Annotated in this window: 10 protein-coding genes and 2 rRNA genes (1 of these 12 cut by a window edge); 7 read left to right on the top strand and 5 right to left on the bottom strand. The window is 61.4% G+C overall.

Going from position 1 to position 14,135, the window contains the following annotated elements; genetic code table 11:
• Both KHO27_RS13430 and rrf read left to right on the top strand, forming a co-directional pair.
• Positions 1–2,495 (top strand): 23S ribosomal RNA (locus tag KHO27_RS13430) (it extends 399 nt beyond the left edge of the window).
• A gap of 137 nt (positions 2,496–2,632) precedes the next feature.
• Positions 2,633–2,748, top strand: a 5S ribosomal RNA gene (gene rrf, locus KHO27_RS13425).
• Between the two features lie 141 nt (positions 2,749–2,889).
• On the opposite strand, the gene KHO27_RS13420 is transcribed toward rrf, so the two are convergent.
• Entirely contained in the window at positions 2,890–4,185 is a 1,296-nt protein-coding gene (locus KHO27_RS13420; protein WP_110704576.1) for a leucine-rich repeat-containing protein kinase family protein, read from the bottom strand.
• 153 nt (positions 4,186–4,338) lie between these two features.
• Between KHO27_RS13420 and KHO27_RS13415 the strand changes: the two genes are divergently transcribed.
• On the top strand, positions 4,339–6,228 hold the full coding sequence (locus tag KHO27_RS13415; RefSeq protein WP_214500359.1) for a propionyl-CoA synthetase: 1,890 nt from the start codon (positions 4,339–4,341) through the stop codon (positions 6,226–6,228).
• 96 nt (positions 6,229–6,324) lie between these two features.
• On the opposite strand, the gene KHO27_RS13410 is transcribed toward KHO27_RS13415, so the two are convergent.
• On the bottom strand, positions 6,325–8,265 hold the full coding sequence (locus tag KHO27_RS13410; protein WP_214500358.1) for a methyl-accepting chemotaxis protein: 1,941 nt from the start codon (positions 8,263–8,265) through the stop codon (positions 6,325–6,327).
• A gap of 496 nt (positions 8,266–8,761) precedes the next feature.
• Positions 8,762–9,217 (bottom strand): GNAT family N-acetyltransferase, encoded by a 456-nt coding sequence (locus tag KHO27_RS13405; RefSeq protein WP_214500357.1) that lies wholly within the window; start codon positions 9,215–9,217, stop codon positions 8,762–8,764.
• Positions 9,218–9,457: 240 nt separating this feature from the next.
• On the opposite strand from KHO27_RS13405, the gene KHO27_RS13400 reads away from it, so the two are divergent.
• Positions 9,458–9,829, top strand: coding sequence for a hypothetical protein (locus KHO27_RS13400; RefSeq protein WP_110704584.1), 372 nt, complete (start codon positions 9,458–9,460; stop codon positions 9,827–9,829).
• Positions 9,830–9,835: 6 nt separating this feature from the next.
• Here the strand turns inward: KHO27_RS13400 and KHO27_RS13395 are convergent, their stop codons facing one another.
• Entirely contained in the window at positions 9,836–10,408 is a 573-nt protein-coding gene (locus tag KHO27_RS13395) for a biliverdin-producing heme oxygenase (RefSeq protein WP_111533015.1), read from the bottom strand.
• Between the two features lie 150 nt (positions 10,409–10,558).
• Between KHO27_RS13395 and KHO27_RS13390 the strand changes: the two genes are divergently transcribed.
• A complete protein-coding gene (locus KHO27_RS13390) occupies positions 10,559–11,599 on the top strand; it encodes a DUF1176 domain-containing protein (RefSeq protein ID WP_158539564.1) in 1,041 nt (346 codons plus the stop codon).
• 40 nt (positions 11,600–11,639) lie between these two features.
• Positions 11,640–12,683, top strand: coding sequence for a DUF1176 domain-containing protein (locus tag KHO27_RS13385; RefSeq protein WP_158539565.1), 1,044 nt, complete (start codon positions 11,640–11,642; stop codon positions 12,681–12,683).
• 33 nt (positions 12,684–12,716) lie between these two features.
• Here KHO27_RS13385 and KHO27_RS13380 read toward each other — a convergent pair whose 3' ends face one another.
• Positions 12,717–13,502: a sulfite exporter TauE/SafE family protein gene (locus tag KHO27_RS13380; protein WP_214500356.1), complete on the bottom strand. Its 786-nt coding sequence runs from the start codon at positions 13,500–13,502 to the stop codon at positions 12,717–12,719.
• A gap of 209 nt (positions 13,503–13,711) precedes the next feature.
• Here KHO27_RS13380 and KHO27_RS13375 point away from each other — a divergent pair, with 209 nt between their 5' ends.
• Positions 13,712–14,086: a RidA family protein gene (locus KHO27_RS13375; RefSeq protein ID WP_110704595.1), complete on the top strand. Its 375-nt coding sequence runs from the start codon at positions 13,712–13,714 to the stop codon at positions 14,084–14,086.
• The last annotated feature ends 49 nt before the right edge of the window (positions 14,087–14,135 follow it).

Here is a 14,135-nt window from a genome sequence, read left to right as displayed (position 1 = left end):
GGGACCATCCTCCAAGGCTAAATACTACTGACTGACCGATAGTGAACCAGTACCGTGAGGGAAAGGCGAAAAGAACCCCGGAGAGGGGAGTGAAATAGAACCTGAAACCGTATGCGTACAAGCAGTGGGAGCCTACTTTGTTAGGTGACTGCGTACCTTTTGTATAATGGGTCAGCGACTTATATTCAGTGGCGAGCTTAACCGAATAGGGGAGGCGTAGCGAAAGCGAGTCTTAATAGGGCGCTTTAGTCGCTGGGTATAGACCCGAAACCGGGCGATCTATCCATGGGCAGGTTGAAGGTTAGGTAACACTGACTGGAGGACCGAACCGACTACCGTTGAAAAGTTAGCGGATGACCTGTGGATCGGAGTGAAAGGCTAATCAAGCTCGGAGATAGCTGGTTCTCCTCGAAAGCTATTTAGGTAGCGCCTCATGTATCACTGTAGGGGGTAGAGCACTGTTTCGGCTAGGGGGTCATCCCGACTTACCAAACCGATGCAAACTCCGAATACCTACAAGTGCCGAGCATGGGAGACACACGGCGGGTGCTAACGTCCGTCGTGAAAAGGGAAACAACCCAGACCGTCAGCTAAGGTCCCAAAGTCATGGTTAAGTGGGAAACGATGTGGGAAGGCTTAGACAGCTAGGAGGTTGGCTTAGAAGCAGCCACCCTTTAAAGAAAGCGTAATAGCTCACTAGTCGAGTCGGCCTGCGCGGAAGATGTAACGGGGCTCAAACCATGCACCGAAGCTACGGGTATCACCTTTTGGTGATGCGGTAGAGGAGCGTTCTGTAAGCCTGTGAAGGTGAGTTGAGAAGCTTGCTGGAGGTATCAGAAGTGCGAATGCTGACATGAGTAACGACAATGCGAGTGAAAAACTCGCACGCCGAAAGACCAAGGTTTCCTGCGCAACGTTAATCGACGCAGGGTTAGTCGGTCCCTAAGGCGAGGCTGAAAAGCGTAGTCGATGGAAAACAGGTTAATATTCCTGTACTTCCAGTTATTGCGATGGAGGGACGGAGAAGGCTAGGCCAGCTTGGCGTTGGTTGTCCAAGTTTAAGGTGGTAGGCTGAGATCTTAGGCAAATCCGGGATCTCAAGGCCGAGAGCTGATGACGAGTGCTCATTAGAGCGCGAAGTGGTTGATGCCATGCTTCCAAGAAAAGCTCCTAAGCTTCAGATAACTGGGAACCGTACCCCAAACCGACACAGGTGGTTAGGTAGAGAATACCAAGGCGCTTGAGAGAACTCGGGTGAAGGAACTAGGCAAAATGGCACCGTAACTTCGGGAGAAGGTGCGCCGGTGAGGGTGAAGCACTTGCTGCGTAAGCCCACGCCGGTCGAAGATACCAGGCCGCTGCGACTGTTTATTAAAAACACAGCACTCTGCAAACACGAAAGTGGACGTATAGGGTGTGACGCCTGCCCGGTGCCGGAAGGTTAATTGATGGGGTTAGCGCAAGCGAAGCTCTTGATCGAAGCCCCGGTAAACGGCGGCCGTAACTATAACGGTCCTAAGGTAGCGAAATTCCTTGTCGGGTAAGTTCCGACCTGCACGAATGGCGTAACGATGGCGGCGCTGTCTCCACCCGAGACTCAGTGAAATTGAAATCGCTGTGAAGATGCAGTGTATCCGCGGCTAGACGGAAAGACCCCGTGAACCTTTACTATAGCTTTGCACTGGACTTTGAGCTTGCTTGTGTAGGATAGGTGGGAGGCTTTGAAGTGGGGACGCCAGTTCTCATGGAGCCATCCTTGAAATACCACCCTGGCAACCTTGAGGTTCTAACTCAGGTCCGTTATCCGGATCGAGGACAGTGTATGGTGGGTAGTTTGACTGGGGCGGTCTCCTCCCAAAGAGTAACGGAGGAGTACGAAGGTGCGCTCAGACCGGTCGGAAATCGGTCGTAGAGTATAAAGGCAAAAGCGCGCTTGACTGCGAGACACACACGTCGAGCAGGTACGAAAGTAGGTCTTAGTGATCCGGTGGTTCTGTATGGAAGGGCCATCGCTCAACGGATAAAAGGTACTCCGGGGATAACAGGCTGATACCGCCCAAGAGTTCATATCGACGGCGGTGTTTGGCACCTCGATGTCGGCTCATCACATCCTGGGGCTGAAGCCGGTCCCAAGGGTATGGCTGTTCGCCATTTAAAGTGGTACGCGAGCTGGGTTTAGAACGTCGTGAGACAGTTCGGTCCCTATCTGCCGTGGACGTTTGAGATTTGAGAGGGGCTGCTCCTAGTACGAGAGGACCGGAGTGGACGAACCTCTGGTGTTCCGGTTGTCACGCCAGTGGCATTGCCGGGTAGCTATGTTCGGAAGAGATAACCGCTGAAAGCATCTAAGCGGGAAACTTGCCTCAAGATGAGATCTCACTGGAGCCTTGAGCTCCCTGAAGGGCCGTCGAAGACTACGACGTTGATAGGTTGGGTGTGTAAGCGCTGTGAGGCGTTGAGCTAACCAATACTAATTGCCCGTGAGGCTTGACCATATAACACCCAAGCAATTTGCGCTGAGGCCAAATTGTGGTGGTGAAGACGAAACGAACCGAAAGTTCGCGACGAACCACACATATCGCATATCCGAATTGGCTGGCATGTCTGCAAGGACGTACTGGCAACCGAATTTCTTGACGACCATAGAGCATTGGAACCACCTGATCCCATCCCGAACTCAGTAGTGAAACGATGCATCGCCGATGGTAGTGTGGGGTTTCCCCATGTGAGAGTAGGTCATCGTCAAGATTCATTTCGCAAAACCCCTATCTGCGCGAGCAGGTAGGGGTTTTGTCTTTGCGCGTTTGGCAAGTCAACCTCCTCCGTTGTGGGAGCGGGCTTGTCGGAACGCCGCTCCCACGAATGTTCAGGCCAGGCTTCATCGCCGTGTCAGTGACAATCTCCAAGCAGCGCCACCAACTCATTGAAGGCAGGACGGGCCAATACGTCGGCCTGCTGGCAGCGCTCAGCGAGTTGTTTCAGTGTTGTGTCCTGCTCGTCACCGCACCCCAGCAATTCCTCGACAAGAATGCCAAATGCCCTCGCTTCCAGTCGTTCGAGTGCCGATGCCGCAAGGCTTTGGTCCTGAGGGTGGAACGAGGCGGCGCCGAAATCGCCCAGCAGGCACTGGCCATCTTCGTCGAACAGGATGTTGTGGGCATACAGATCGCCATGGCTCAAGCCACGCCCATGCAGGTGGGCACAGACCGAGGCAATACCGCTGACAAGGCGACGCAGAGCCAGCTTGGTCAACTGGCGGTCGGCCGGATAACGGTCGCGGGTGCAGCTGTCGAGGCTAGGCGGGCCGCCCAGGTTCGACCAGTGCGCGTCGATCAGTTGCATCACCAAGGCGGGCAGTTGATCTGGATGATCGTCAATGCGCCCAGCCAGGCGCACCAGCTGCGGATGGTGGCCAGCGGCGATACAGGCGCTCATCTCCGCCAGTGGCGAACCGTCGCTGGTGATCGCGCCCTTGTACAGCTTGACCGCAACCGGTGCTTCCTGGCCGCGCCAGTGGGCGCGGTGAATCAACCCTGAGGCACCACGGCCGAGCTCTTCTTCTAGTTGGATATCCTGCCAGTGAAGGGTAGGGCAATGGTCGTCCGTGGCAGGTGCGACAAAGCCATGGGGTAATGGATTGTCCGCATAGGCCAGCCAGGCCAGGCGTGGCATGAGCAGCAACCAGTCGGGTAGGGCGCCCAGGCGGTTGCTGGCGATGCGCAGCAGTTCCAGGCGGTGGCAGCGCGCCAGGCTTGCGGGCAGGTCGGTGAGGCGATTGCCGGCAAGCATGAGCTTTTGCAGGTGTGCGCAGTCCCCCAGTGCCTCGGGCAATTGCTCCAACACGTTGTCGGTGAGCACCAGTGAGCGTAGCGAGTGTGGCAAGGCCTGGGCATCGACCCGGCTGATGCGGTTGCTTCTGAAGCCTACGGTTTCCAGGGCCTGGCAGCTGCCGATGGCGTGGGGCAGGTGGGTGAACTGATTGTTGGAGCAGAACAGCACCTTGAGCCGGTTGAGGCGGTGCAGGTCCTCGGGCAGTTCGCTCAGCCTGTTGCCGCTCAGGTCGAGCACTTCGAGGCTGTCGCCAAGTGCGAAGATCTCCTGGGGAAAATGGGTCAGGTTCTGGCAGAGATTCAGGCGCGTGATGCCGTGCAGGCGACCGGCACGCAGGTCTTCGAGGGTATGCATGGGACTGTTCGCTAGACGTGGCTGGCCATTGTAGGCGCTCGGGTGCGGCAAATCTGCATATGGGTTGCGACTTAAGTCCGATGGCGGGCCGCCGGCCTCGGTCCATACTCAGGGTTCGCCCTTCAATAACAACAAGTACCGGGTTGCGAACCAATGACCTATCAGCACAGTTACGCCCATTCCATCTCCGACCCCGCCAGCTTCTGGCAGGCCCAGGCCGAGCAGCTCGCCTGGCAGCGCAAGCCGGCCGTAACCTTGCAGCAGAACGCCGATGGTACCCACCGTTGGTTCGCCGATGGCCGCCTCAACAGTTGCTACCTGGCCCTTGACCATCAGATCGAGCAGGGGCGCGGTGAACAACTGGCGCTGATCTACGACTCGCCAGTGACTGGCGTGCAACAGACGTTCACCTATCACCAGCTGCGTGATGAAGTGGCTTGCTTGGCGGGTCTGTTGCGTTCGTTGGGTGTGCGCAAGGGCGATGGCGTGATCATCTACATGCCGATGGTGCCCCAGGCCGCCATGGCCATGCTCGCCTGCGCCCGCATTGGTGCGGTGCATTCCGTAGTATTCGGCGGCTTCGCCGCGAACGAGCTGGCCCTGCGCATCGACGATGCCCGGCCGGCCCTGCTGCTGACGGCTTCCTGCGGCCTGGAGTTCGACCGCGTGATCGAGTACAAGCCGCTGGTCGATCGCGCCCTGCAGCTGGCTCGCCACCAACCGCGGCATGTGCTGGTGTTGCAGCGCCCGCAGGCGAGCGCCGAACTGCAGCCCGGGCGTGATCTGGACTGGCAGCAGGCCTTGCTCGGGGTCGCGCCGGTCGCCCCCGTTGAGCTGGACGCCGGCGATCCGCTGTACATCATGTACACCTCCGGCACCACCGGTAAACCCAAGGGTATCGTCCGCGAAAATGGCGGCAACGCAGTGGCGTTGTGTTATGCCATGCGTCATGTCTACGGCATGCGGGCTGGGGACGTATGGTGGGGGATCTCGGACGTCGGCTGGGTGGTGGGCCATTCGCTGATCGTGTACGGGCCACTGATGAGCGGGTGCACCACGGTGTTCTACGAGGGCAAGCCGATCCGCACGCCGGACGCCTCGGCCTACTGGCGGGTGGTGGAACAATATCAGGTCAATGGCTTGTTCTGCGCGCCCACCGCCATGCGCGCCATCCGCAAGGAAGATCCGGAAGGCGCGCTGATCCGCCGTCACAATCTCGATTCGTTGCGCCAGCTGTTCCTGGCCGGGGAGAAACTCGACTCCAGTACCCATGAATGGCTCGAGCGGGTCAGCAGCAAGCCGGTGCACGACCATTGGTGGCAGACCGAGACCGGCTGGCCGGTGACTGCGCCCTGTGTCGGGCTCGAAGGCAGCGCGGCGCGGCCGGGCTCGAGCAACCGGGCGGTGCCGGGGTACCACGTGCAGGTGCTGGATGACGAAGGCAAGCCGTTGGGGCCCAATCAACAGGGCGCTATCGTGATCGCCCTGCCATTGCCACCGGGTTGCAGCCAGACGCTCTGGGGCGATCACCAACGCTACCTGCAGGCCTACCTGCAGAGCTACCCCGGTTACTACCACACCGGCGACGGCGGCTACCTGGATGAAGACGGCTTCGTCTACATCATGGGGCGCACCGATGACGTGATCAATGTCTCGGGGCATCGCTTGTCGACCGGGGAAATGGAGGACCTGGTGGCGCGTCATCCGGCGGTGGCCGAGTGCGCGGTGATTGGTGTGCACGACGAGATCAAAGGCCAGGTGCCATTGGCGCTGGTGGTGCTCAAGGACGGGCAGGGCATTGGCGAGGCGCAACTGCAGGGCGAGTTGGTGGCGGATGTGCGCGAACAGATCGGCGCACTGGCCTGCTTCAACCGCGTGCGCCTGGTCAAGCGCCTGCCCAAGACCCGCTCCGGCAAAATCCTGCGGGCGGTGCTGCGCAAGATCGCCGATGGGCAGGCCTACACAGCGCCATCGACGCTGGATGATCCGGCGGTGCTAGGGGAGATCGAAGGCGTGTTGGCAGACTTGCCCAGGGCGGGGTGATGCCATCGCGGTGCAGCATCGCCTGTGGGGAGTCGGCTTGTCGTGGCGACGAACCGCGGCAAAAGGGCCGCCTGGCGGCCCCAACTGCTGGATGCCTTACGACTTGAAGCGCCCCACCAACCCGTTCAGCTCATCCGACAACTGCGCCAGCCTGCCAGAGTCGGCCTGCGCAGAGCTGGCCAGCCCCTCCACCAGTCGCGCCTCGTCGTAGATCTGCTGGATGTGTCGGTTGATCTCCTCGGCGACGCTGTGCTGCTCCTCGGCGGCCGCCGAGATCTGCAGGTTCTGGTCGCGGATCTCGTTCACCGACAGCTGGATACCCTCGAAACTGTCACGCGCGCTTTCGATTGACGTCACGCTGGCCCGCGACAGGTCCAGGCAGCTTTCCATCTTTTGCGAGACCTCATGGGTCTTGCCGCCGAGGGTATTGAGCAATTGGTCGATCTCGCCGGTGGAATCGGCGGTGCGCTTGGCCAGTGCCCGTACCTCGTCGGCCACCACCGCGAAACCACGCCCCTGATCGCCGGCCCGGGCGGCCTCGATCGCGGCGTTGAGCGCCAGCAGGTTGGTCTGCTCGGCGATGGCGCGGATGGTGCCGAGGATCTGGTTGATGCTGCGGCTGCCTTCTTCCAGCTCGACCATGGCCTGGGATGACTCGCTCAGGCGCCGGCCCAGGCGATTGACGTTGTCGGTGGTCGCCTCGATCTGCTGCTTGCCCTCGGCCACCCGCCGGTGCCCATGTTCGGCGGCATCTGCGGCGCTGCTGCACGAGCGCGCCACCTCGTTGGCGGTGGCGACCATCTCGTTGAACGCAGTGGACACCAGCTCCACCGCCTCGCGCTGACGCCCGGCGGCCTCGTTCATGTTACCGGCCATCTCGCTGTTGCTGCGCGAGGCTTCGTGCAGGTTGGTCGAGGCCGCGCCGATGCGCTGGATCAGCTGGCGGATGGCGGCGAGGAACTTGTTGAACCAGCCGGCCAGCTCGGCGGTTTCATCCTTGCCCTGGACCTGCAGGTCGCGGCGCAGGTCGCCTTCACCCTCGGCGATCGACTGCAGGCCGGTGCTCACCTGGCCGATGGGCTTGACGATCACCCGCGAGAACGCTGCCGCCACCCCGGCGAAGATCAGCGCCAGCAGCACCACGATCACCGCCGTGACATAGGTCATGCGAGTGGCCGCGGCCATGACCTCGTTGTACTCGATCAGCCCGACGAAGCGCCAGCCCAGGCCTGGGGAGGTCCACACATTGGCCATGTAGCGCACGCCATCGATCACCACCTCGGTGGCGCCTTGTTCGGTGGCGGCCAACGCCGCGTACGGCGCGCCGAGGTCCTTGAGCTGCTTGAAGCTGTGCCCGGCGTTGCGCGGGTCGACCAGCACGGTGCCGTCCTCGATCAGCATCACGTAGCCGCTGTCGCCCAGCTTGATGCTCTTGACCAGTTCGGTGAGGTTCTTCAGCGACACGCTGACCACGAACACGCCCTTGGCCTTGCCGGCCACGTCGAGCAGCGCACGGGCGGTGCCGACCAGGGCCACGTCGTCCTTGTCGTAGTAGTACGCGGCGGTGCGCACCGTCTTGTCCGGGCTGGCCATGGCGGCCTTGTACCAGGGGCGGGTGCGCGGGTCGTACTTGGCCAGCTGTGGGTCATCCGGCCATTTGGCGTAGCTGCCGTCTTCCAGGCCGATTGAAAGGATCGCCGCTGCCGGGTGAGTGGTGCCGTAGCGGGCGAAGGCGTCGATGACCCGTTGCGCAGCCTCGGGCATCGGCTGGCTGGCGGCATCGGCGCCGGTGTAGTCCTTGAGCGAGGTGACCGAGGTGTATACAGGATCCTTGGCCATCTGATCGACGTTCTGCAGCGTGCCATCAAAGAACTGGCGCATGTTGCCGTCGATCTGGCGAATTTCCCGGGTGCTGCTGTCGAGGAACTGATCGACCGCCTCGCTGCGGATGTTCAGCACCGAGATGCCGCCAACCAGGGCGACCGGGATGAAGGCCACCAGTACGAAGGCCAGGATCAGTTTGTTTTTTATTTTCATCGTGACGCCCATCCGTGAGTGTGAAGGGTGTACATGGCCGCTTCGCTAGGATGGTGGCCACTTGCTACTTTTTCTGTTTCGGCGGGCGGAATATAAACCTTTAGTAGATATTTCGTGTACAGGAAATTCAGAAATTGTCCTGACTTGGCGGGCAAGTAGCAAAGATGCGTAGGAGCGGGTTTGCCCCACGAAGAGGTCTGAGCTGTTGATTCAGGACGATTACTAAGACTTTCCCTATTTCATGTAGGACGTTTCCCAAGCATGCTTTTGCGGCCTTTCAGCTGTTGTTCTGGCCAGCCGCATTCCCTAATCTCGCCCTGTCGTTGCCAATTCAACGACCGGGTGTGCAAGCCCGAGGATGTGGTCCAAGTCGCTCAATGGCGGCTATACGTGGGAGGCCTTCGGGCCAGCCGGGTTCCTACTCCACGGTCTTGCACACCCGCGTATAGCTGCCTCCCTCGCGCTGAGCGAAAGCGGATATCGAAAGCTCCCATGGCTACCTTCTGTGATCGAGCACCTTGTGATAGGTCACGAATTCCTGCTCGGCCTCATACCCTAGCGATTCATACAGCGCCTGGGCGGCAAGGTTGCTCCTGGCGGTGTCCAGGCTTAACCGCTGCGCGCCCTCGGCCTGGAAGATCCCGATCAGTTGCTGCATCAGGTAACGGGCATGACCGCCCCTGCGGGCGTGGGGGACGACGAACAGGTCATACAGCCAGTAGAAGCGCTTCATCGCCAGCGAGCAGGTGGCCGGGTACAGCTGGGCAAAGGCGATGGCCTGACCCTCGTCGTCCAGCAGCAGGTAGATCCGTGAGTTGCCGGTTTCGAGGTTGGCCTTGAGGAAAGCACGGGAAGCGGGGAGGTCATCCGCCTCCTGGTAGAACATCCGGTACTGGTTGAAGAGGTCCGCGGTGGCGTCCAGGTGGTGCAGGTCACAGGCAATGACGTTCATGTTGGGGCTCGCTATCAGGTTGTCCAGCGCCTTTGCTGTGGGGGCGATCCTGCAGGATTTCATGAAACACAGACGTAGGGATTCTGCTGCGTGCCGCAAAGTCGGAAAAGCAGGTCTTTGTCACGAGTGTTTGCCGACCAATGGGGCTGCGGCTTGCTGGCGTCTATTCAGGGCATTAGCATCCGCTTTCCTCACTCACGGCCATGCGCAACCTTTGGCCGACTCCAGGATCAAGGACGAATGTTGCCGCTGCTTTCCCGCTTCCTGCTGCACGCACTGGTGTGTGTGGCTTTTCCCTTTATCTTGAGCCTTGGCTTCGATCTCTACCGGCAGCATGTCGGCCAGCCGATGGCGCGAGGTGTCAGCGTCGGCTTGGCGACGATGCTGGTGTTTTACGCCTTCGTACTCTTCAACCTGTTGATGGTGGCCATTCCAAGGGCGGCAGTTCGCTACTGGCTGGCGCTGTTGCTGGTGCTGCTGGTGCTGGCGTTCTTCAATACCTTGCACCCGTTGCGGGCACTGGGATTTGCATTGTTGTGCGGTGGCTTGTGCGTGGTGGCCATCGGGATGACGCCACTGGTAACGTCGCTGTTGCACCAGTGCCGTCGGTGAGGGAGTTCAGCAGGCCAGCACCTGTCGTTCTTCGAGCCACTGTTCGAAGCAGGTGAAAGTGTCGACAGCGGCTTCTACCGTCCGGGCCTGGGCGGTGGGCTCAGGGGGGGCGGCAGCCAGCCGCTCGAGGAAGCTGCGCCAGCGTGCGCCGGTCAGCGGGCCGTAGACGTCGAGGAACGCACCGCCGTTGTCGGCGTCGATACCCAGGCGTTCGGCCATGGCCCGCTTGAGCACTTGGCCACCGAGCGTGGAGCCTTCCAGTACATACATCACCCCAAGCGCGCTGGCTTCGTCATCGATGCGAGGCAGGGCGTGGCACCGGGGCAGCGCTTCGATGTCGATGGCCAGGGCGTCCAAGTCGCGTGACAGAATTGGCGTCTTGTGGCGTTCGGCGCTCTGGTAGACGCCCAGCAGCAAATCAAGCGGCGCATGGAAGCCATGGTAGGCCCCGAGCAGGTCGGCGTAGGCCGCGCGGTCGAAGCCCTCGCTGAAGAAAGGCAGCCGCGCTTCCAGCCTCTGGTGGCAGGCGCGGGTACCTTCGCGCAGGGCAAGCAGCAACGGGCTGACGGTAGCGGACATGACGGCGGCTCTGGCGTTATGGCATTCGATACTGCCAGATCAGGCGACGCAATCACCAGTGCCGATTTTACGCACCTGGCCCTTGAACTGTGGAATCATTGCGCCGCCTCTGGAACGAGGCTTTCACCGCCAAGACAGGAATGCAGCACGATGCGCGCAACAACATGGAACTGGCTGGCCCTGGGGCTGGCGTTGCTGCCGGGCCTGGCCGCCGCGGCGGAACCAGAGCCGGTACCGGTATACCGGGAGATCAAGGACTGGATTGTAGGCTGCGACAACACGCGTTTCTGCACTGCGGTCCTGGCCGATCACCCGGAGCGGATGCGAGTGGGCATGCTGGTGCAGCGTGAGGCGGGCGCCTGGGGCAACCTGCACCTTACCCTGGTGGGGAGCACCGACTGGTCGGGCGAGCCCATGCTCGACGGCCAGCTGCTGGTCGCCCCCTGGCGCATGACCCGCGGTGTCGAGACCACCCTGGAACTGGAGGGCGCCGATGCCTATGCCGTGTTGCGGCAATTGCGCAATGGCCAGCGCCTGGTGGACGACACCCGGCCAGGGGAGCGGGTGAGTTCGCTGCAGGGGCTGAGCGCCGCCTTGCTGCTGATGGATGCGGTGCAGGGCCGAATCGGCCACTACAGTGCGCTGATACGCCCCGGCGACAGCGTTGCCGATGCGCAGTTGCCAACTCCGGCCAAACCCCAGGTGCCGGCCTTTGTGGCAGCTACGGCCCTTGGCGCGCAGGAGCAAGCGGGCATCACCCAAGTGGTGATGGCCAAGGCCGCCGCCGAGGACCAGTTGAAGAACGAATACGATGTCGCTCCCAAGCTTGAGCTGCATGCCCTGGACGACCAGCATGCGCTGGCATTGCTCAGCTACAACTGCAACGACTTCCATTGCCTCTACGCGCTGTACAAGGTGTCGCGTGAAGCGCCTTACACCCTTGGGCCGCTGGAGTTCGAGGCGCCATCGAGCGCGGTGGTGATCAGCCGGATGCGCGACGCCATCGAGTTCTACCCTGGCAAAGGCGAGCTTCACAGCTATGCCAAGGACGACTATCCCGGCAGTTGTGGGGTCGAGGAAAGCTGGCGCTACGATGGCATGCGCATGCGCTTGCTCAGGCTGTCACGGATGGACCGCTGTGCCGAAGTGGGCACCGACAGTTGGCCGGTGCTCTGGCGCAGTGAAGGTTGAACGTGTGAAGCGGACTTCAGGGATAACGCCATGGCAATGGATGAAACACCCGCGTGTGGCATTGCTGCTGACGCTCATGACGCCATCGGTCGTGCAGGCCGAGAGCGCCCAGGCACCGCTCGAAGCGGTGCCGATGTACCGGCAGATCAAGGACTGGGCGGTTGGCTGCGACAACACCCGTGCCTGCACGGCGGTAATGGCCATCGACGACGACCTGATGGCTGGGCTGCAGACCATCATAAGGCGCGAGGCGGGGCCACAGGGTGCGCTCGAGCTGACCCTGCGCGTGGGCCCGGCGTTTGCGGAGCAGGTGCTGCTCGATGGGCAGGCACTGTCGGCCAACTGGCAGCGCATCCAGCTTGAATATGATTTCGACCTGCTGCTGGAAGACGATGAGGCGCTGGCGCTCATACGTCGGTTGCGCAACGGTACCCGCCTGAGTTCGTTGACCGAGGATGGCGAGCTGGTCGCGTCCTTGCAGGGGCTCAGTGGCGCGCTGTTGGCCATTGATGCCGTGCAGGGCCGGGTGGGGCATGCCGATGCCCTGGTAAAAGTGGGAGATGCGCCCGCTGCTGATGTGCCTGGCGCTCCCGATACCGTGGTGTTGCCACAGTTCATCGCCGCGCCGCGCATGAGCGACGAGCAGGCCCATGAAATCGGCCGGGTGGTAAAAGGCCAGGCGAATGTCGAAGGCGATGTGCCAGGCATGAGCAACAGCCATTACGAGGTGCACCCGCTGGACGCAGCCAATGTCCTGGTCATTCTCAACGTGGGGTGCAGTGGCGAGTTCTGCGCCAATTACCTGTATCGAGTGTCCCGCGCCGCGCCCTACCAGATCAGCGAAATGGCCTTCGAGGTGCCGACGCCGTTGCTGGCGCCGCGTCTGAGTGGCCATGTAGCGTTCGATGCGCAGAGCGGCCAATTGTTTGCCACTGACAAAAGCCAGGTAGAGCGTGGTTGCGGGCTGATCCAGCAGTGGCGTTACGACGGTGAGCGCATGCGCCCCGAGCGTGTGGCGCGGCTTGATCGCTGCGGGTATGTGAAACCGCAGTTCTGGCCGGTGCTATGGCGTGTGCAGGAATAGCTCAAAGCGCCTTCTATCGGTCAGGCACGAGGTTCAGAACGCCAGCTTGTAGCCGATCAGCAACAGCATGGTTGCCAGGCAAGGCCGCAGCACGCGGTCGGAGATGCGCCCGGTCAGGTGGCTGCCCAGGTAGATCCCCGGCAGTGAGCCCAGCAGCAGGTAGCCCAGCAGCGACCAGTCCATGTTGCCCATACCGGCATGACCCAGGCCGGCCACCAGGGTCAGCGGCACGGCGTGGGCGATCTCGGTGCCGACCAGGCGGCGGGTGACCAGGAACGGGTAGAGCAGGAACAGCGCCACGGTGCCCAGCGCGCCAGCGCCGATGGAGGTGAGGGTGACCATCACGCCCAGCACCACGCCGGTGATCACGGTGAGGATGTTCAGGGTACGGTCGCTGAGGTGGTAGTGGTCGCCGGCATGCTTGCTGGCGAAGGCCTGCAGGCGCGACTTGAACAGGATCGCCAGGGCGGTGAGGATCAGCACCACCGCCAGGCCCTGCTTGATGATGGCGTTGAGCGCCGAGGTGTCGGTGTGCAGGGTGCTGAGGAACCACAGGGTCAGCGCGGCGGCCGGGACGCTGCCCAGGCTCAACCAGCCGGTGATCTTCCAGTCGATGTTCTTGTTGCGGCCATGCACCCAGACGCCGCTGGCTTTGGTGATGGCGGCATAGAGCAGGTCGGTGCCCACGGCGGTGGCCGGGTTGATACCGAACCACAGCAGGATCGGGGTCATCAGTGAACCGCCGCCGACGCCGGTCATGCCGACGATGAAGCCCACGACCAGGCCCGCAAGGGTGAAACCGAAAGAACCTACATCCATACGCTACTCGACGCCCAGCTTGCCCGTGATCGGATGAGTGCCAGCATATAGATTTTTTTATAGCCAAATAGACTTGTTCGTTATTAGGTTATAACCACGCTGTGGCGGTACGCTCCTGAATATCCACGGTTAACCAGAGTGGGTTTACCGGGAGCTGGCCCGCTCGACTGTCCCAGGCACGATTCAGCCAACCATGAAAGGAGCGTTCCATGAGCAATGACATCCAGCGTTTTCCCAGCAGCCTGCCGTTTCCTTTTTCCCGTGCAGTGAAGGCCGGGGGCTTCCTGTTCCTGTCCGGCCAGGTGCCGATGAGCGCCAGTGGCGAAGTGGTACGCGGTGATATCCAGACACAGACCCGAGCGGCCTGCGAGCGTATCGCCGAGAGCCTGGCAGTGACTGGTGCGCGTTTCGACCAGGTAGTGAAATGCACGGTCTGGCTGTCGGACATGAGCCATTTCGCCGGCTTCAACGAGGTCTACAAAGAGTTCTTTGGCGCAGCGCTACCGGTGCGTTCGACGGTGGCATCGGCGCTGGCATTGGGGGTCGATGTGGAGATCGAGGTGCAGGCGTTCGTGGGCGAGTGAGGGGCTTTGGCGAGTAGCTGAAGCGCGCCTGCGCATCCGCTGATGTGAT

It is taken from the genome of Pseudomonas sp. RC3H12, from assembly GCF_018596375.1.
In the GTDB taxonomy this organism is placed as follows: domain Bacteria; phylum Pseudomonadota; class Gammaproteobacteria; order Pseudomonadales; family Pseudomonadaceae; genus Aquipseudomonas.
Note: the sequence above shows the minus strand (reverse complement) of the source record. Positions and strands in the feature narration are given on the sequence as shown.

What these genes read in the sequence shown, in the direction of transcription:
- KHO27_RS13420 (WP_110704576.1), bottom strand. Translation starts at nt 4,185, where the DNA reads ATGCATACCCTCGAAGACCTGCGTGCCGGTCGCCTGCACGGCATCACG.
- KHO27_RS13415 (WP_214500359.1), top strand. Translation starts at nt 4,339, where the DNA reads ATGACCTATCAGCACAGTTACGCCCATTCCATCTCCGACCCCGCCAGC.
- KHO27_RS13410 (WP_214500358.1), bottom strand. Translation starts at nt 8,265, where the DNA reads ATGAAAATAAAAAACAAACTGATCCTGGCCTTCGTACTGGTGGCCTTC.
- KHO27_RS13405 (WP_214500357.1), bottom strand. Translation starts at nt 9,217, where the DNA reads ATGAACGTCATTGCCTGTGACCTGCACCACCTGGACGCCACCGCGGAC.
- KHO27_RS13400 (WP_110704584.1), top strand. Translation starts at nt 9,458, where the DNA reads ATGTTGCCGCTGCTTTCCCGCTTCCTGCTGCACGCACTGGTGTGTGTG.
- KHO27_RS13395 (WP_111533015.1), bottom strand. Translation starts at nt 10,408, where the DNA reads ATGTCCGCTACCGTCAGCCCGTTGCTGCTTGCCCTGCGCGAAGGTACC.
- KHO27_RS13390 (WP_158539564.1), top strand. Translation starts at nt 10,559, where the DNA reads ATGCGCGCAACAACATGGAACTGGCTGGCCCTGGGGCTGGCGTTGCTG.
- KHO27_RS13385 (WP_158539565.1), top strand. Translation starts at nt 11,640, where the DNA reads ATGAAACACCCGCGTGTGGCATTGCTGCTGACGCTCATGACGCCATCG.
- KHO27_RS13380 (WP_214500356.1), bottom strand. Translation starts at nt 13,502, where the DNA reads ATGGATGTAGGTTCTTTCGGTTTCACCCTTGCGGGCCTGGTCGTGGGC.
- KHO27_RS13375 (WP_110704595.1), top strand. Translation starts at nt 13,712, where the DNA reads ATGAGCAATGACATCCAGCGTTTTCCCAGCAGCCTGCCGTTTCCTTTT.